The following is an 18270-nucleotide window of genomic DNA, read 5'->3' as shown; positions in this document are numbered from 1 at the left end:
ATGGAAACTTACACATACCCAAAGAGTTCAGAACTTTTCTTACGCGCAACAAAAGTTATCCCAGGCGGTGTATATGGGCATTTAGGACCAGCTGAAGGTTGCTTTATGCCGGTGAGTAACTATCCGCTCTATCTCGAACGCGCCAAAGGCTCGTACTTCTGGGATCTGGATGGAAACCGATTCATCGACTACATGTGCGCTTATGGCCCCAATATCCTCGGATACAACGATCCGGAGGTCAATGCGGCTGCCGCCGAGCAATATAAAAAAGGTGACTGCACGATTTTGCCAACGGAACGTATGGTAGAACTAGCAGAACTTCTCACCGACACAATCTCGAGTGCAGACTGGGCATTTTTCGCAAAGAACGGTGGCGACGTCACCAGTTTGGCGGTGATGACGGCGAAAGCTGCAACGAATCGCGACAAAATCTTGATGCATTACGGCGGTTATCACGGTGTTGCGCCGTGGACGCAGCATGCGGATCACCCTGGTATCACCCAGGCAGACGTGTCGAATAATATCTATACGCCATTTGGTGACTTCTCTGCATTGAAGAAGGCAGTCTTTGCAAATCGTGGTCAGATTGCTGCGATCATCGCGACTCCGTACCACCATCCAATTGTTGAAGACAACCGTCTCGCTCCAGATGGATATTGGACCAAAGTTCGCGATCTGTGCACCAAGGAAGGAATCCTTCTGATTATCGACGACGTTCGGTGTGGTTTCCGTCTTGACGTGCGCGGATCAGATGTTCATTACGGATTCGAAGCAGATCTGGCCTGCTACTGTAAGGCTCTTGCAAACGGTTACAACATCTCGGCACTGGTTGGAAAGAAAGAGTACATGGACGCGGTTTCTTCCGTGTTCTATACCGGATCATACTGGCTTTCCGCTGCGCCAATGGCAGCCGCAATCGCATGTATTAACAAGATGCGTGAGATAGACGTTGCAAAGGTCTGCACCGAGAAAGGCAAGAAACTCACTGCTGGTTTGAGCGATGTGGCATCAGCAAACGGATTTGATTTAGTCATCTCTGGGGAACCGTCCATGTGGTTTATGCGTACCGCCGGTTACCGGGGTGAAGCTGATCCTAATAACTTTATTCACCAAGCGTTTGTGGGCGAGTGCGTGCGGCGTGGAGTATTCTTCTCCAGTCATCACAACTTGTTCATTAACGCTTCGCTAACAGATGAGGACATTCAGCATACTCTCGACGTCGCAGACGAAGCCTACCGCGTCGTCAGTAAGAATGTGAAGCAACTTCTTGGAAAGGTTATGTAATGGCAATCGATGCAAAAACATGGCGACGCCTTGAAGACAAGGCTCATGACTTACGCTCATTGACACTTGATACAGTCGTTTGGGCAGGAGGAGGGCATATTGGTGGTTCGCTATCTGCCGTCGATATTCTCACCGTTTTGTACCACGAAGTGATGAACTTCGATCCCTCGAAACTCGACGATCCAGATCGTGACCGTTTCGTCCTTTCAAAAGGGCATATCGGTGTTGGATACGCGCCAGTTTTGGCTGATTTGGGCTGCTTTCCAAAAGAATGGCTTAAAAATTTCAATCACACTGGATCACCGCTTGGTATGCACCCCGACGGATCGAAAGTGCCTGGTGTCGAAATTGCAACTGGCTCCTTAGGACACGGTTTGTCGATCGCCGTCGGAATGGCGGCTGCATCGCGGCTATCTGGTCGAAACTTTAATACCTACTGTCTTTTAGGTGACGGCGAGTGTAACGAGGGCTCCGTATGGGAGGCGGCGATGTCGGCGTCGCACTTCAAACTCGGTGGACTTATCGGCATCGTCGATCGAAACAAAGCGATGATTGACGGCATGACTGAAGACGTTATGGCTCTCGAACCGTTCGCGGATAAATGGAGAGCATTTGGCTGGGAAGTATTCGATATCGATGGCCACAATATTCCTGAATTGGTCGAAACATTCCGAGCCGCGCATGAGATCAAAGATAAGCCAGTGATGGTTATTGCCAACACTATTAAGGGTGAAGGCATTGACTCTATTGCTGGTGACTACAAGTGGCATTATGGCTCGTTTGGTGGCGATCAGGCTGTTGAAGGGCATAAGGCACTCGAAGAATACCATGCAAAGCGCGTAGCAAAGATTAAGGAGAAGTGAGATGGCTGGAGGACTTACCTACACAATGCTCGACGGTGCCGAGATGGCTACTGCCGAAGTTTATGGGCGCACCCTCGTTGAACTCGCAAAAGAGCATCCAGAGATCGTTGGCTTTTCAGGTGATCTTGCGAAGTCCACAAAGATCGGGTTGCTGGCAGACGCTTTTCCTGAGCGATTCTTCAACGTAGGAATTGCGGAGCAGAACATGTTCGGCATGGCAGCAGGTATGGCGAAATGCGGATACGTGCCATTCGTATCGACTTTCGCTTCCTTTGCAACGCTCCGAGCTCTCGAACAGTTGCGCACGGATATTTGCTACGGCAACGCGAACGTCAAAGTGATTGCTACGCACTCTGGACTGTCCTTTGGGCAGGCAGGGTCGACGCATCAGAGCCCGGAAGACTTCGGCATTTTGCGTTCAATTTCGAATCTTGTGACGCTGTGCCCGGCCGACGGTATGGCTACTGCACAGGCGGTAGAAGCGGTATTTGAGCATGTTGGCCCAGCTTATGTGCGTGTGAACCGAGGCTTTGATCAGAAAGTTTACAATGAGCCAATTCCGGATTTCCGAATTGGTGGATCGCATACGCTCATGGATGGTTCGGATATCACCATTATGGCTTCGGGTGCGCCGGTCTGGCGCGCACTTCAAGCTGCGGAGCGGCTGCGCTCTGAGGACGGACTTTCGGTACGAGTTATTGACCTGTACTCGATTAAGCCGCTCGACGAGGAAACGATCAAGGCTGCAGTGGCAGAAACCCGCCGCGTCATCACCGTTGAAGATGCCAATATCGCACACGGATTGGGTTCAGCGGTGGCCGATATCGCTGCTCGTACTGGAAAGGGCTTCGCTTTCCGCAAGCTCGGTATCCCAGACAAGTGGTCAATGATCGGCCAGCCAGAAGATCTCTTTGCACACTATGGCTACGACGAAAACGGCATTCTCGAAACCGCTCGCGAGCTGATGCGCATTGAAATCGAGGAAGACGACGATTGGGATGATGAGGTCTGATCATGGCTGAGGAAAAGACTGCGGACGACGTCCGGTATCAGAGCATCGTATTCCTTAATGCAGTCGTTCCCGTACTTAAGCCGATTATTGCCCAGACGCCGGCGCTGCAGAAAGCATTTCGTGGAAAGAATGGCGTAGTGCAAATTTCGGCGCTGACGGGGGAGAATGCCGACGACGGTAAACCGGGAAAGATTGCAACGCACCTTATTGTGGAAGACGGCGAGGTCACTGTTCAGCTCGGTGAGCACGTGGCTCCGAATGTCGAACTTGAGTTTGCCTCTCGAGAAGATCTCAATACGTTCTTCACTGGTGGGACGAAGCTTCCAAAGATGAAAGGGGCATTGTCAAATCTCGGCTTGCTCGTTGCGACTATCCGTTCACTGTTGAGAATGTCGAAGTTGCTTGGAGCAACTGAGCCACCTGAGGATCCTGATGAGCAGGCACTCCTAGTCAAGTGCATGTTCTACCTCCTCACGAGTGGTATTTCTCAATTGAATAAGGCTAAGCATCCCTTGTTCAGAGATTGGGCAAATCGCCAGCCAGACCGCGTATATCAACTCACGGTGATGGGACGCGAGGATCTTGATGCGTATGTGCGTGTGAAAGGTGGCCGTTCAAAGGCGGTGCGTGGATCGTATACTCGCTCCAAGCCGTTCTTCGCAATGGCATTTGATTCCACACGTAGCGCGCTGGGAATTCTCCTTGATGTTGACGATATGATCGAGGCAACTGTGTCACAGAAGATCGTTATGCAAGGAGCGCCTGAGTATGGTGCTGAGCTCGGTGAACTAATGCAAACTGTTGGAGGTTACGCCAAATGAATAACGTATTAAAGTCAGTCAAGTTATTCTTGACGCGCGGTCGCAATCATGGGCTGAACCACGTAGGCGTCACCGTTTCTGATTTTGAGGCGGCTGTTAAGTGGTACAACGAAATGTTTGGTTTCCACTTAGTCAATGAGCTTCATATTGAGGGTGAAACTGCTGATAAATTAGCAAGTTTGTACGGTGAAACTGGGCTTTCGATTCGACTTGGATTCCTGGGTACGAAGAGTAATGCGATGCTTGAAATCTTCGAGTTTACGCCTAAGATTCCAGGCCAGGCGACTAACTGGCAGAAGAATGGTTACTCCCACGCGGCTATTTCGGTGTCGAATGTGCCGGCATGGAAGCGCAAACTAGAAGCTAGGGGAGTCGAATTCGTTACCGGTGTGCAGTACAACAACGGTACTCATTGGGCTTTTATGAAAGATCCTGATGGAAACCTAATCGAATTGATCGATTATCATGCAAATCGACTAATTCTTGGTTGTGCATCGAATATCGTCGGTAGAGTCATGAAGAAAGCTCAGTTTGGCTCCTACTATATGTAATCTTCTCTTTTATCTCCTATGAAAGATGACTGGGGTGGCAAGAATCGTTCTTGCCACCCCAGTGCTTTGTCCTATAACCCACATCATGTATTGCGTAAGTTCTTGAATGGTACGTTGCACTGTTTACCTAGCGCCGTAGTGCCGCACAGTTTGCCCAGCGCGGTTCGCACACTCCAGAAGCATAAAAAGCGGGTCGCAGCGGTAGCTGCGACCCACGATTAAGTACTCTCTACGAGATTACTTTGTTACGCTCTTGACGGCCTCTAGCTTCTTCGGCTCGTCCTTGTAAATCTCAGCAGCGTTATCCTTGGTTGCAACCTTTGGCTCAAGGAGGAATGCCGGAACATCCTTTACCTTGTTGTTGTACTGCTTGGCGTCAACCTTGATTCCGTTGAGTTCCTTGAGATCCTTCTTGCCTGAGATGAGTTCCTTAGCAAGGGATATGACGTTCTCAACGAGTGGCTTGGTCGGCTTCGAGATCGTGGAGTACTGCTTGCCTTCCATGATCCACTTCAGCGACTCAAGCTCGGAATCCTGGCCAGTCACAACTGGAAGTGGCGACTTGCCTGCCTGCTGTACCGAAGTAAGAGCAGCGCGTGCGAGGGTATCGTTCGGGGAGAGGATACCATCTGGAACTGCTGAACCTGGGTAGTGCTGGGTGAGGATTGCGTCCATACGGCTCTGTGCATTCTCTGGCTTCCAACCTTGGGTTGCAGCCTTATCCTGCGTGTTCTGACCCGATACAACTTTTACCTTGCCAGCTTCGATCTGTGGCTTGAGAACGGACATTGCGCCATCGAAGAACTTTGCGGAGTTCGAATCATCGTTCGAACCTGCGATAAGCTCGATGTTCCATGGGCCGCCAGCCTTCTTAGCCTCAAGACCCTTGAGCAGTGCCTCGCCCTGCTTCACACCAACACCGAAGTTGTCGTATGCAACGTAGTAGTCGATGTTCTTGGTCTCAAGAAGAAGACGATCGTATGCGATCACTGGAATCTTGGCATCTGCAGCTTTCTGGAGCTGAGTACCGAGGGAAGTTCCGTCAACTGCGCCGATGATGAGAACCTTAACGCCGTTGGTGATCATTGCATCGAGCTGCTGCTGCTGCTGTGGAACGCCGTCGTTGGCGAACTGTACATCACACTTGAGATTCGATGCTTCACACAGTTCCTTGAAGTAGTTTTCTGCTTCAACCCAGTTCTCTGAGGTCTTCTGTGGAAGGGAAACGCCGATATCTGCTGCGCCAGACTTCTCTGCCGTGCTATCGGACTTGTCACCAGCGTTGCCGGAGCAAGCTGATAATGATAGGGCTGCAACTGCACCAATTGCAGCGATCTTTTTGATCATTCGCATTTTTTACCTCACTTGTTGTTTAGTCCTGGTGCCCCAGGTTAGAGCGACATCGCTCTACGGCCGAAGCCGCAGTCTGTGGTTTGCGCTTTTGCGCTAGGCCTGAGCTGGATTTGGCGGCTCAAGTGTGCCTTTTTCTTTCTTAAATGACTTGGTCAATGCGCCGATGATTGATGGCCGGCCTTGCATCTTTGAGATGACGTCGAATGCAACGGCTGCCAGTAGCACGAGTCCCTTAACCATCGAGGTGACGTGTGCTCCCGCGCCGAGCAGCTGGAGACCGTTGTTCAAGAATGCCATCACCATAGCGCCAACCATCGTGCCACCAAGTGTACCGATACCACCCCAAACTGAGGCTCCGCCAATGAACACGGAAGCAATGGCATCGAGTTCCCAGTTCTGCCCGTCGAATGGGGTAGAAGCGTTGGAGCGTCCGACGAAGACGACTGCTGCAATTGCTGCTAGAACTGCAGAGTTGAACATAACGAAGAAGTTGATCCGACGCACGGAAATTCCGGTCAGTGCTGCTGCCGTACGGTTTCCACCGACGGCGTAGACGCCGCGTCCGAGCGGAGTATTGCGAGCCAGGAAGTTGTAGATCAAGAAGAGAGCTACCACAATCAGGCCGGAAACAGGGAAAGATGTTCCTGGACGTCCGGTTGCAAATACCCAACCGAGGCTGAGGATAGCCACTGCGATGAATACTAGCTGTGCAATAAACACCCACGACGGATTAACTTCGGCGCCAGCCTTAGTTAGGCGCACGCGACGGCGAAGTTTGAGCAGTGTGGTTACCACCGTTGCAACAATTGCGAGAATGATTGTTTCCGTATTGACGATCCAGTTGCCAAAGCTCAGAGGCGGAAGCCAGTTCATGTAGCCAGAACCGAGGAACTTGATTTGTTCTGGTACTGGAATTGAGGTGGATTTTCCAATCCACTGGTTCAAACCGCGGAAGAAGAGCATGCCGGCAAGCGTTACCACGAAGGCTGGCACGCCGATCATCGACACCCAGAAACCATTCCAGATACCAGCGAGAACACCGCAACCGATGGCAATAAGCAAGCCGACGTACCACGGCATGCCATTGACCGTCGTCGTGATTGCAAGCACGATGCCCACGACGGCGGCGACGGAACCGACCGAAAGATCGATGTGTCCAGCGATAATAACGAGTACCATGCCCATAGCCAAGATCAGCACGTAAGCGTTTCCGGAGATAACGTTCTGCAAGTTCTGAGCAGAGATTACAGTGCCGCCCGTTTGCCAATTGAAGAAAAGAATTTCCAGAACAAGAACCATAACCATGGTTAGCTGGCGTAGATTACCACCCAGCAATTGTTTAATTGAACTCATCATCTTTGGTAACTACTTTCTTGGATTGGATTTAGACGACGTGGGGTTCATGAGGCGCATCAAGGTTTCTTGATCGGCCTCGCTGGTTGGAACCGAGCCGGTGATGGAGCCTTCAAATATGGTGTAGACGCGGTCGGTGATACCGAGAAGTTCAGGGAGCTCAGAGGAAATCACGATCACGGCCATACCTGCTTGCGCGAGTTTGGCGATGAGCGTGTAGATTTCGAATTTTGCCCCGACGTCGATACCACGAGTTGGTTCGTCCAAGATCAGGACGCGTGGGTCGGTGTACATCCATTTTCCGAGCACCACTTTTTGCATATTTCCACCCGAAAGTGTGGAAACTCCGGTATCGATTGACGGCGTCTTGATGCGCAGATCGCGGCGATATTCTTCGGTGATTTGGCGAACGTGCTGCCAGTCAATCGACATCCCGCCATGGGTGGCTTTCTTGTACTTGGCAGATACCGTTTGGCCTTTAATATCGTCTAGCAAGTTAAGACCTTGTACTTTACGGTCTTCGGGCAAATACGCCAGACCAGCCGCGATTGCCTGCGGCACCGATTTGATTGTCACTTCCTTGCCATCGATAAATACTTGGCCACTTTCGAAAATTCCGTAGGAACGTCCGAAGATGGAGCGTGCCAATTCGGTACGGCCAGCTCCCATGAGACCTGCGAGTCCCACAACTTCACCAGCGCGAACGTGGAAGGACTCGTTCTTGCAGATGTAGCGTTCGGTGTTGACAGGGTGGCGTACGTTCCAATTGCGCACTTCAAAGACGACGTCGCCAATCTTTGGTTCGCGGTCAGGGAAGCGGTTGTCTAGCGGACGTCCAACCATCGAGCGGATAATGCGGTCTTCGTCTACGTCGCCGTCTTCGATGGACATCGTCTCAATAGTTTTGCCGTCACGGATGACTGTGATGTGGTCCGAAACAGCGGCAATCTCATTGAGTTTGTGGGAAATCATGATCTGGGAGACGCCGCGCTCGCGCTGCTTAATCATAAGATCAAGGAGGTGGGCGGATTCTTCTTCATTGAGCGCTGAGGTGGGCTCATCGAGAATGAGAAGTTTGACGTTCTTCGATAGCGCTTTCGCGATTTCTACAAGCTGTTGCTTGCCAACGCCAAGCTCTTTAACTGGCGTATCGGGATCGTCGTCGAGACCAACTTCGGCTAAAAGCAGACGAGCGCGACGACGGGTTTCCACCCAGTCGATGCTCATTCCGTTTTTGATTTCCGAGCCGAGGAAAATATTTTCGGCAATGGAAAGCTCGGGGATGAGAGCGAGCTCTTGATGGATGATGACGATTCCGCGTGATTCTGAGTCGCGGATGTTCTTAAACTGGCACACTTCGCCTTCGTAGACGATATCTCCGGAGTACGTGCCGTAGGGCCATACACCAGAGAGCACTTTCATCAACGTTGACTTTCCCGCACCGTTTTCGCCGCACAGGGAGTGGATACTTCCCTTTGTGACTTGGAACGTTACGTGGTCAAGTGCACGAACCCCCGGAAACTCTTTTGAGATGCCGCGCATCTCTAGAATGATGGGATTCTCGGCAGTCGAATTCACTGTGTCCTCCAATGACATCTTTGTCGTTATCTGCCCAGATAACGGCTTTATCTTTACACACGCTCGGCATGCCGTCAATTTGATTTAGGGGTAGAAAACAGGCAATTGTCTGAGCAGGATTTTTGTTGATATTGCAAGATATGTACGTCTTTGAAAATTGTTGCAGGTATATTTCCTTGAAAATAACCGAAAATAAATATGTGGTTGAAACATTGTGCAACAAGATTTCGTGGAATGTGTATGAAAAAGTGTGCTAATTCTGTCAAATTTGAAAACTAATAAATTATTCAAAAGGATCCGTGTTTGGGTACTTGGGACTAGAAAGTGCAAAAAGACGGGTGGCGTATTGAGAACGGAAGAAGTCTCGTTCTCAATACGCCACCCGTCATCTGGCTTCTACTGTGAAGCTAGCCGAACGCGAATAGATTCAACTGATGTTCAGTTAATCAGCCGCGGCTAAAAGCTGTGAAGAGCTTGCAATGCCCGACACGTTATTTAATAGCTTCAACTGGGTCTTTGGAGCCCATATCGAAAGCCAAAGCGACGCTCTCACAATACAATTCACCGTTGTGGGTGGTCAGGCCGCGCAGCAGATCAGTGTGATCATTGAGTGCCTTCTTCCAGCCTTTATCGGCAAGAAGGAGAGCATATCTCATCGTCGCATTGGTCAGGGCGTACGTGGAAGTGCGTGGCATTACTCCAGGCATATTTGCCACGCAGTAGAACGTCGAATTGTGCACGGTGAACGTCGGATCGGCGTGCGTGGTGGGGTGTGAATCTTCAAAGCATCCACCTTGGTCAATGGCAATATCGACGAGTACTGAACCGGGTTTCATCGTGGCAACCATTTCGTTGGTGACGAGGCGTGGCGTGCGTGCTCCTGGGATGAGCACAGAACCAATGACTACGTCTGCATCTTTAATTGCTTCGGCCACGGCGAGGGGAGTGGAGTAGGCGGTGTCGATCTCATCGCGATTGACGTCTTCTAGATACATTAGGCGTTCAATATTGACGTCGAATACGGTCACTCGAGAACCCATTCCTGCCGCCACTTTTGCTGCTTCGTAACCGGCGGTTCCTCCACCGAGCACAATCGTCTTGGCTCGGGCAGTTCCTGCCGTTCCGCCCATCAAGATTCCGCGTCCACCTGCGGATTTCATGAGAAGATTTGCAGCTACCTGAGCCGAGAGTCTGCCAGCAACTTCCGACATCGGTGACAGTAGAGGTAGGCCTCCCTTGTCGGTTTGAACCGTCTCATAGGCAATTGAGGTAACTTTCTTTTCAAGTAGTTTTTCAGTGAGCGGGCGGTCTGCTGCGAGGTGGAGGTATGTGAAAAGTATTTGCCCTTCGCGCATCAGCTCATATTCAGGTTCGATCGGCTCTTTGACTTTCATAATCATATCCGCGTCAGCCCAGACTGCTTCGGCGCTTGGAAGGAGCTGCGCGCCTGCGGCGATGTATTCGTCGTCGGAAATAGACGAGCCTATTCCAGCACCTGCCTGAATATAGACGGTATGGCCATGTTTAACCAGAGCGTCGACTCCCTGTGGGGTGAGTGCTACGCGGAATTCGTTGTTTTTGATTTCTTTGGGTACACCAATGATCATGTTTTCAACTCCTTTGTAGAATTCTTTGGTGACTTACATTCCCAATATAGAACGTTTGAGTCCACTTTCGAAGCAATTTTGAAAAACTGATACTAGAAGTTTTAGCAATTCGCATATTGTGCGAATTTTGCCGGGCAGAAATCCTCGTTCAACAACGAATTATTGCTCGCTATTTCTCCTGTGAAATCTGTATATCGCGCTCGATTGCGGCTTCGACTCCACTTATCACGGACTGGCTAAAACCAGCTTTTTCCATCGCAATGAGTCCAGCGATTGTGGTGCCCCCAGGTGAGGTGACCGTGTCGACTAAAGCTTGCGGACGCACGTCGTCGAGATTCTTGAGCACCAGCTGCGCAGCCCCGACGACGGCTTGGGCAGCGATCCGCAGCGACTCATCTTTTCGCAGTCCAGCGGCTAGTCCAGCGCGTGAAAGCGCGTCGATATAGGTGAACGTCCAGGCAGGGGAGCAGCCTGCGAGGGCGGAGAAAGCCGAGAAATCTTTTTCGTCAATGGTGACGATATCTCCAACTGATTCAAAAATCTGTAGCACCTGATCCAGTTCTGCCAGTGAAACGTGCGAATTGGGGCAAATCGCCGTCATTCCTGCGGCAATGGAGGAGGCGACGTTAGGCATGGTGCGCACGATCTTTTGATCTGTACCAGCGGCTTGTGCGAGAGCTGCAAGAGTAGTTCCGGCGGCTACAGATACGAGTATATTGCCGTTATTGCGAGTGGCTGGGGCGATTTCTTCGAGAACTTCGGCGATCTGATAAGGCTTCACTGCCAAGATGATGACGCCGTTCTTGCCAACTTTTTCGACGAGTTCCCGGTTTGATGCGGCGTAAGTGACCCCGAGTTCATCGCATAGCTGCTGAGCTTTATTTTCGTCTTTTCGAGTGATGACGACGTCCGGTGCGTTAACGATTCCAGCTGCAAGAATGCCACGTAAAATAGCACCGCCCATCGAGCCGACTCCAATAAAACCGAGCATTTTTCCTCCTGATTGTTCTGTTGGGAACCCTGATTGTTCTGTGTGGAACAACGGCGATTAATACGGTCGAAGCTTCACCTCACTTTACTCATTTTCAGCGGCTAGGTGAAAGCCTTGAGCTAAGGGAAGAACTGGACGCACTATAATGGCATGTAGATGAGGAGTTGCCTCTCCAACGCGGTGGGAATCGTGACGGAAGCGCGATGCTTGAAGGAATGTTGCAAGTTTGTTGAGCAATTTTGCTGAACAAGTTTGTTAAGCGATGTACAGGTAAGTGTTAAGCGGTGTGCATGTAGGGCAAGCTGAGCGGGCGTGGCAAAACCGTATACCGCGATAATCGAGGCGGCAGCTAGAGTTAAGAGGCGGAAAGAATCGCATTTGCGCTGATAGAAAGGAAGCATATGGCTAAGCGGGCATTGGTTACGGGAGCGTCAACAGGGATCGGGGCTGCTATCGTTCGGTCGTTGTGTGCTGCGGGGTACGACGTCGTTGCCACGGCGCGTCGAGAGGATCGTTTGCGTGAGCTTACTGATCGTTGCGGAGCAAGCTATGTTAGTGCTGATTTCACCACCGATGAGGGTATCGCGAAAATATCTGATTTCATCGATGAAAATGGCGCCATTGATGTGCTGGTTAACTGTGCGGGTGGAGCAATTGGCATGGATCCAGTTTCAGCTGGAAGCGTGGCTGATTGGCAGCGCATGTATGAAATTAACGTGCTCGGCACGTTGAGGATCACGCAGCTGGTGCTACCGCATATGCGAGAAAATGGTGGGGATATCGTCTTTATCTCCTCGACTGCTGGTCATGGCACGTATCCTGGCGGTGCTGGTTATGTGGCAGCCAAGCATGCCGAGCGCCAAATTCCGGCCACGCTGCGACTTGAGCTCGTCGGAGAACCAGTTCGAATTATTGATATTGCGCCGGGGATGGTGAAAACAGAAGAATTTTCACTCAACCGTTTGCGTGGCGATGCCCAAGCAGCCGAGAAAGTATACGAGGGGGTTGAGAACCCGCTCGTAGCTCAAGATGTGGCCGAGGCCGTGCGCTGGACACTTTCCTTGCCCGCTCACGTCAATATTGATTCGATGATCGTGCGTCCAGTTGCGCAGGCTTCTAATACGCTCGTGGCGAGGAAGTAGAATTGGCAATCACAGCATACAGAACGATCCATTGGAGTGTTTATGCCGGCTTTAAGCTGTTCGATGGCCGAAATTTCTATGAAATATAAAGAGTGCTAATATAATATCGAGATGCTTGCGTGTCCATCGCAAGCTAAACTACATGATAGATACAGCGTTGATCCGGCAATCACCGGGGAGCTTCCGGAAGAACAGTATTCTCAGTAATGTGGCGCCTGGCTGGCCTAAGTTTGATTGGGTTAAACCCGCGAACCGTCTGCCACCGCACGCACGATGAGAAAACCTATTAGAACCGGACGGTTGGACTCGTCATAGTCTCCAAAGAGCGGCACCGCAGTTCATCTGTGGTGCAAGCGAGGTGGTACCGCGGCAACGAGCATAGCTCGGAGTCGTCCTCGCCGTAGACGAACACTTAGGAGACACAAGTATGAGCGAGCGTAAGCATTACCCGCTGCACCGAGATGGCGACGTCGTAGCCTCTCCAAATCTTCCCCAGCTTGAGCAGGACGTTCTCGCTTATTGGGAGCAGGACAAAACTTTCCAGGCTTCGATCGACAATCGCGATTCGGGTAGTGAGGGTTCGAATGAATTCGTGTTTTACGATGGCCCTCCATTCGCCAACGGTCTGCCTCACTACGGGCACCTGCTCACCGGATACGTCAAAGATCTCGTGGCGCGCTTCCAAACTCAACTTGGACACAAAGTTGATCGAGATTTCGGTTGGGACACTCACGGTCTGCCTGCTGAGCTAGAAGCAGAGAAGATCCTGGGTATTGACGATAAATCGGAAATCGAAAAAATTGGCATCGAAAAATTCAACGATGCCTGCCGCTCCTCGGTGATGACTTATGCCAATGAGTGGAAAGAATACGTTACGCGCCAAGCTCGTTGGGTGAATTTCGACGGCGGCTACAAGACTCTCGATCCTACATTTATGGAGTCCGTGATTTGGGCGTTTAAGCAGCTGTGGGATAAGGGTCTCGTCTACGAGGGATACCGCGTACTCCCGTACTGCTGGAATGACGAAACACCTTTGTCTAACCACGAGTTGAAGATGGACGACGACGTCTACCAGGATCGTCAGGATCAGACCGTCACCGTGGGCTTGCGGCTTGAATCGGGCGAATTGGCGCTAATCTGGACCACGACACCTTGGACCTTACCGTCGAACTTGGCGATCGCCGTCGGCCCGGACATCGACTACGTGACTGTGGAACCACTGGAAGGTCCGCTGGCCGGTGAGAAAGTCATCGTTGCGCAGGCGCGCCTTGGCGCATACGCGAAAGAGCTAGGGGAGGAACCAAAGGTTCTCGCTACTGTAAAAGGCAGCGATCTAGCTGGTAAACGTTACTATCCGATCTTTGACTACTACAGCCGAGATTCCGAAGAGCCAGGTGCGAACGCTTGGCAGATTTGCGTTGCCGACTACGTATCTACCGAGGATGGCACCGGCTTAGTCCATATTGCTCCTTATGGTGAAGACGATATGTTTGTGCTGGCTGGCGCAGGCATCAAGGTGATTGAAACCGTTGATGAGGGCGCCAAGTTCTACAATGTGGTCTCAGATTACGCGCAAATGCACGTTTTTGATGCAAACCGCCCAATTATTAACGATCTGCGCGACGGCACTGGCGCATTGGCTCGACGCCCTGATGCCGAGCGTGCCGTACTTGTGCGTGAGCAGTCCTACGTTCACTCCTACCCGCACTGCTGGCGTTGCCGCAAACCCCTCATTTATAAGCCAGTGACGTCGTGGTTTGTTGCCGTTACGCAGTTCCGTGACCGTATGGTTGAACTGAATCAAGAGATCACCTGGCAGCCTGAACACATCAAAGACGGAATTTTCGGCAATTGGCTTGCCGGCGCTCGCGATTGGTCGATTTCGCGAAATCGCTACTGGGGCACTCCGATCCCGGTGTGGAAATCAGATAATCCTGAATATCCGCGTATTGATGTATACGGCTCTTTTGCCGAACTTGAGCGCGATTTTGGACGTTTGCCGCTCGATAAGGAGGGGCAACCCAACCTGCACAGGCCATATATTGATGAATTGACCCGCCCGAATCCCGATGATCCGACTGGTCAATCCACGATGCGCCGCATTCCAGATATTCTCGATGTGTGGTTTGATTCTGGCTCGATGCCTTACGCACAGAAGCACTATCCGTTTGAGAACGAAGAGTGGTTCGACAGCCACTTCCCAGGCGATTTCATTGTGGAATACATTGGCCAAACCCGTGGCTGGTTCTATACTATGCACGTGCTGTCCACGGCGCTCTTTGACCGGCCGGCGTTTACGTCCTGTATTTCGCATGGAATTATCCTCGGCAATGACGGCCGTAAAGCCTCGAAGTCGCTGCGCAACTATCCAGATCCGATGGAGATGTTTAACCAATACGGTTCGGACGCTGTGCGTTGGATGCTCATGAGCTCACCAGTGCTGCGTGGCGGTAACCTTGTGGTTGCAGAAGAAGGCATTCGAGAGGCAGTAAGACACGTTATTTTGCCAGTATGGAATAGCTATTACTTCTTCACGCTCTATGCGGGAGCTTGTAACAATGGTGAGGGATACGTCGCTTCGGCGATTGACTTTGACGATCCTGGAGCGGTGAACGCACTTGACGTCATGGATCGCTACCTGCTGGCGCGCACTGGAAAACTGGCTGATACAGTACGTGATTACTTCGTCAATCTCGATATTCCGTCGGCTACCGGCGTCGTGCGAGACTACTTGGATCTGCTCACGAACTGGTACGTGCGTACGCAGCGTGACCGATTCTGGAGCGAAGACAAGCGAGCCTTTGACACCCTCTACACGGCTTTGGAAACCCTCATGCGAGTTATCGCGCCGCTTGCGCCAATGGTTGCCGAGGAAGTTTGGCGTGGCCTGACTGGAAAACGGTCTGTCCATATCGAAGACTGGCCGAAGTTGCCAAGCGATATTGCTGGTGACGAGCTTGTTTCGGTCATGGACGAAGTTCGCGATGTGGTGTCCAACGCACATGCTCTGCGCAAAGCAAATAGACTGCGCGTTCGCCAGCCGCTACGTTCGCTCTCGGTAGTTACAGATCAAAAATTGGCACCATTCGCAGAGCTCATCGGCTCTGAGGTGAACGTCAAAGAGGTCAAGATTATGACGGCGCGCGAGTCCGGTTTGGCGGTATCGCAAGAGCTTGCCGTATTGCCACGCGAACTGGCTCCACAGATGCGCAAGCAGACTTCAGCGCTGTTCAAGGCAGCCAAGGCGGGGCAATGGACGCTCGTCGACGGCGGTGTGCAGATGCACGTAGAACCTCCAGTTGTCTTGGAGCCGCATCAGTTTGAATTGACGACGATCGTTTCAGCAGAAGAGGGGTCCGTTGCTGCAGTGCTCAATTCTGGTGCATTCGTGGTGCTCGATACGGTTTTGACGGCTGAACTTGAGGCTGAGGGCTACGCTCGTGATGTTATTCGCGCCGTTCAAGATAAGCGTAAGGCCGAAGATCTGCACGTAGCTGACCGCATTCGACTCACGCTTGCGGTGCCACAAGAGCATGTTGCAGCTGTGGAAACGCACTTAGAGATGATCAAGTCTGAAACTCTTTCGCTCGAAGCTACGATCAATGGTGGCGCACATGAGCTTGAGATTACTGTGGAGAAGATTGCCTAGGCAAGCATATGAGTGAAAACGAAGAAAACTTTGCAAAGGATGGCAATGATCTGGACGGTGCGGCTTTAGAAGCGCTGCTCAGTTCCGGGTTGATTGTGGGGCCTGACCCCTCGATTATCGAGGAGATTAAAGCTCAACCAGATCCGACGTACCAACTTGCGCATGATTATGCCTTGGAAAACCGGGTTAGCGAGATTTATGAAGAGATCATCTCGCGCGCCCCTGAGCATAAGATACAGCCCTCGCTAGATCGGGTGCGAGACTGCTTGGATTTGCTTGGTAACCCGCAAAATTCCTATCGTTGTATTCACATCACCGGCACGAACGGGAAAACCTCTACTGCGCGTATGATCGAGGCGCTATTGCGCGAACGAGGATTGCGGACGGGGCGCTTTACTTCGCCTCATCTATCGTCGGTGCGCGAGCGCATAACGATTGATGGGTGCGCAATTTCTGCTGCTGATTTCATCGATACCTGGGAAGATGTAAAACCTTTCATTGAACTCATCGATGAGCGTTCGGTGGCACAAGGCGGACCGCGGATGTCCTTCTTCGAGGTGTTCACAGTGATGGCGTACTCGGCTTTCGCAATGGCGCCTGTGGACGTCGCCGTGATTGAAGTCGGCATGGGAGGCCGTTGGGATGCCACTAACGTGATCGATGCCGACGTCGCAGTGCTGATGCCGGTTGCCGCCGACCACGAGAAGTGGCTGGGTTCGACCCTCACGCAGATCGCGACTGAGAAATTAGGTATCCTCAAGCCGGGAAAGACGCTCGTTTGCGCAGCTCAAGTACCTCAAGTGCTCGACGTCGTGGCTCAGAGCTTGCGTGAGAACTCCGCTACTGTGCTGTTGGCCGATAAAGATTTTGGCGTAATCGAACGCGAGCGTGCTGTTGGCGGGCAAATGATGACGATCAAGACGCCGGCCGCCACCTATGTGGACATTCCGCTCGCTATGCTTGGTGCTTATCAAGCGGATAACGCTGCAGTAGCCTTGACTGCGGTGGAGGCGTTTTTTGGCGGTGGCGCGTTGAATGGTGAAGTCGTTGAGCATGCTTTGATGGCGACGACGTCTCCAGGGCGTCTCGAAGTCGTTAAGGGTTCACCAGCGATTATCGTCGATGCAGCGCATAATCCTGCGGGTGCGATTGCGACTGTTGAGGCTTTGGAAGAGTATTTCCCAGGCCCGCGAGTTGCCGTGTTTGCCGCGATGGCTGATAAAGACGTCGAGGGCATCTTGGGCAATATTGAGCCGGCCTTTTCCTCGATCGTGATCACCGATTTGGGTGGAGCACGTGCGATGGATATCGACGAACTGGCTGGTATCGCTGTCGATATCTTCGGAGATGATCGGGTGGTGGTTGAGCCTGATCTGGGCAACGCCATCACGTCCGCTGCTGATATTGCTGAAACGGTGGATCCGGATGCCACATCTCCTGCCTGCGTGGTGGTTATGGGGTCGATTATGCTGGCGGCTCAGGCGCGTGAGCTGCTCGGTGCGCGAAAGCCAGACAGCTTGGCCTAACTCGTCTAACTCGTCTAGCTGGCCTAGTTTGGCTTCAACCCACGTTGCAGTCCAGACGCAGTCAGTATGGATCGGTTATCCAGCAATTACTTGAAAAGGAGTAGAATATCGGCATGACTGAACAAACTCTCATTCTTGTTAAGCCTGATGGTGTGCAGCGTGGACTCATAGGTGAAATCTTGCGCCGCATCGAGGCAAAAGGTTATTCAATCAAGGCGATGCGCATGCTAGAAGCCACTGAGGAGCTGCTTGCTAAGCACTATCACGAGCATGTTGATAAGCCTTTCTATCCAAGCATGGTGGAATATATGACGTCCGCACCGGTCGTTGCCGCCGTTGTGGAGGGGGAGCGCGTGGTGGAAGGAGTGCGTGCACTGGCTGGGGCAACGGACCCAACCAAAGCTGCTCCGGGCACAATTCGCGGTGATTTGGGTCGTTCGTGGCCAGGAGATTCAATTCTTAACCTCATTCACTCCTCTGATGGAGTGGAATCGGCGCAGTACGAAATATCGGTGTGGTTCTGATTTTCTACACCCCTTG

At 51.8% G+C, this 18270-nt stretch carries 14 protein-coding genes; 9 read left to right on the top strand and 5 right to left on the bottom strand.

Annotated features, from left to right (window positions below):
* The 5 genes from JOD55_RS07720 to JOD55_RS07700 are packed head-to-tail and all read left to right on the top strand — an operon-like array spanning position 1 to position 4531.
* Positions 1 to 1284, top strand: a complete 1284-nt coding sequence (locus tag JOD55_RS07720) for an aminotransferase class III-fold pyridoxal phosphate-dependent enzyme (RefSeq protein ID WP_204399442.1) — start codon at positions 1 to 3, stop codon at positions 1282 to 1284.
* Positions 1284 to 2147 (top strand): transketolase, encoded by an 864-nt coding sequence (locus JOD55_RS07715; RefSeq protein WP_204399441.1) that lies wholly within the window; start codon positions 1284 to 1286, stop codon positions 2145 to 2147. Before JOD55_RS07720 ends, JOD55_RS07715 begins: the two co-directional genes overlap by 1 nt.
* 1 nt (position 2148) lies before the next feature.
* Positions 2149 to 3159 (top strand): transketolase family protein, encoded by a 1011-nt coding sequence (locus JOD55_RS07710; protein ID WP_204399440.1) that lies wholly within the window; start codon positions 2149 to 2151, stop codon positions 3157 to 3159.
* Positions 3160 to 3161: 2 nt separating this feature from the next.
* Positions 3162 to 3980 carry a hypothetical protein gene (locus JOD55_RS07705; RefSeq protein WP_204399439.1) on the top strand — a complete coding sequence of 273 codons (819 nt, stop codon included), beginning with the start codon at positions 3162 to 3164 and terminating at the stop codon, positions 3978 to 3980.
* Positions 3977 to 4531, top strand: coding sequence for a VOC family protein (locus JOD55_RS07700; RefSeq protein WP_204399438.1), 555 nt, complete (start codon positions 3977 to 3979; stop codon positions 4529 to 4531). The genes JOD55_RS07705 and JOD55_RS07700 overlap by 4 nt, the downstream gene beginning before the upstream one ends.
* 237 nt (positions 4532 to 4768) lie before the next feature.
* Here the strand turns inward: JOD55_RS07700 and JOD55_RS07695 are convergent, their stop codons facing one another.
* The 5 genes from JOD55_RS07695 to proC form a co-directional block, all read right to left on the bottom strand.
* Positions 4769 to 5884, bottom strand: coding sequence for a substrate-binding domain-containing protein (locus JOD55_RS07695; protein ID WP_204399437.1), 1116 nt, complete (start codon positions 5882 to 5884; stop codon positions 4769 to 4771).
* Positions 5885 to 5977: 93 nt separating this feature from the next.
* Positions 5978 to 7240 (bottom strand): sugar ABC transporter permease, encoded by a 1263-nt coding sequence (locus tag JOD55_RS07690; protein WP_204399436.1) that lies wholly within the window; start codon positions 7238 to 7240, stop codon positions 5978 to 5980.
* 9 nt (positions 7241 to 7249) lie between these two features.
* Positions 7250 to 8815: an ATP-binding cassette domain-containing protein gene (locus JOD55_RS07685; protein WP_476693088.1), complete on the bottom strand. Its 1566-nt coding sequence runs from the start codon at positions 8813 to 8815 to the stop codon at positions 7250 to 7252.
* 491 nt (positions 8816 to 9306) lie between these two features.
* On the bottom strand, positions 9307 to 10422 hold the full coding sequence (gene ald, locus JOD55_RS07680; RefSeq protein ID WP_204399435.1) for an alanine dehydrogenase: 1116 nt from the start codon (positions 10420 to 10422) through the stop codon (positions 9307 to 9309).
* A gap of 169 nt (positions 10423 to 10591) precedes the next feature.
* Positions 10592 to 11413, bottom strand: a complete 822-nt coding sequence (proC, locus tag JOD55_RS07675) for a pyrroline-5-carboxylate reductase (protein WP_204399434.1) — start codon at positions 11411 to 11413, stop codon at positions 10592 to 10594.
* 401 nt (positions 11414 to 11814) lie between these two features.
* On the opposite strand from proC, the gene JOD55_RS07670 reads away from it, so the two are divergent.
* From JOD55_RS07670 to ndk, 4 genes are all read left to right on the top strand, one after another.
* Complete coding sequence (locus JOD55_RS07670; protein ID WP_204399433.1) at positions 11815 to 12555, top strand: SDR family NAD(P)-dependent oxidoreductase; 741 nt, start codon at positions 11815 to 11817, stop codon at positions 12553 to 12555.
* A gap of 427 nt (positions 12556 to 12982) precedes the next feature.
* Complete coding sequence (gene ileS / locus JOD55_RS07665) at positions 12983 to 16204, top strand: isoleucine--tRNA ligase (protein ID WP_204399432.1); 3222 nt, start codon at positions 12983 to 12985, stop codon at positions 16202 to 16204.
* A gap of 8 nt (positions 16205 to 16212) precedes the next feature.
* Entirely contained in the window at positions 16213 to 17730 is a 1518-nt protein-coding gene (locus tag JOD55_RS07660; protein WP_204399431.1) for a bifunctional folylpolyglutamate synthase/dihydrofolate synthase, read from the top strand.
* A 113-nt stretch (positions 17731 to 17843) separates the two neighbouring features.
* A complete protein-coding gene (ndk, locus tag JOD55_RS07655) occupies positions 17844 to 18254 on the top strand; it encodes a nucleoside-diphosphate kinase (protein WP_204399430.1) in 411 nt (136 codons plus the stop codon).
* Positions 18255 to 18270 lie beyond the last annotated feature (16 nt).

It is taken from the genome of Arcanobacterium pluranimalium, from assembly GCF_016907845.1.
Taxonomy (GTDB): domain Bacteria; phylum Actinomycetota; class Actinomycetes; order Actinomycetales; family Actinomycetaceae; genus Arcanobacterium_A; species Arcanobacterium_A pluranimalium.
Note: the sequence above shows the minus strand (reverse complement) of the source record. Positions and strands in the feature narration are given on the sequence as shown.

What these genes read in the sequence shown, in the direction of transcription:
- JOD55_RS07710 (WP_204399440.1), top strand. Translation starts at nt 2,149, where the DNA reads ATGGCTGGAGGACTTACCTACACAATGCTCGACGGTGCCGAGATGGCT.
- JOD55_RS07695 (WP_204399437.1), bottom strand. Translation starts at nt 5,884, where the DNA reads ATGCGAATGATCAAAAAGATCGCTGCAATTGGTGCAGTTGCAGCCCTA.
- JOD55_RS07690 (WP_204399436.1), bottom strand. Translation starts at nt 7,240, where the DNA reads ATGATGAGTTCAATTAAACAATTGCTGGGTGGTAATCTACGCCAGCTA.
- ileS (WP_204399432.1), top strand. Translation starts at nt 12,983, where the DNA reads ATGAGCGAGCGTAAGCATTACCCGCTGCACCGAGATGGCGACGTCGTA.
- proC (WP_204399434.1), bottom strand. Translation starts at nt 11,413, where the DNA reads ATGCTCGGTTTTATTGGAGTCGGCTCGATGGGCGGTGCTATTTTACGT.
- JOD55_RS07660 (WP_204399431.1), top strand. Translation starts at nt 16,213, where the DNA reads ATGAGTGAAAACGAAGAAAACTTTGCAAAGGATGGCAATGATCTGGAC.
- JOD55_RS07720 (WP_204399442.1), top strand. Translation starts at nt 1, where the DNA reads ATGGAAACTTACACATACCCAAAGAGTTCAGAACTTTTCTTACGCGCA.
- JOD55_RS07715 (WP_204399441.1), top strand. Translation starts at nt 1,284, where the DNA reads ATGGCAATCGATGCAAAAACATGGCGACGCCTTGAAGACAAGGCTCAT.
- ald (WP_204399435.1), bottom strand. Translation starts at nt 10,422, where the DNA reads ATGATCATTGGTGTACCCAAAGAAATCAAAAACAACGAATTCCGCGTA.
- JOD55_RS07670 (WP_204399433.1), top strand. Translation starts at nt 11,815, where the DNA reads ATGGCTAAGCGGGCATTGGTTACGGGAGCGTCAACAGGGATCGGGGCT.
- JOD55_RS07705 (WP_204399439.1), top strand. Translation starts at nt 3,162, where the DNA reads ATGGCTGAGGAAAAGACTGCGGACGACGTCCGGTATCAGAGCATCGTA.
- ndk (WP_204399430.1), top strand. Translation starts at nt 17,844, where the DNA reads ATGACTGAACAAACTCTCATTCTTGTTAAGCCTGATGGTGTGCAGCGT.
- JOD55_RS07700 (WP_204399438.1), top strand. Translation starts at nt 3,977, where the DNA reads ATGAATAACGTATTAAAGTCAGTCAAGTTATTCTTGACGCGCGGTCGC.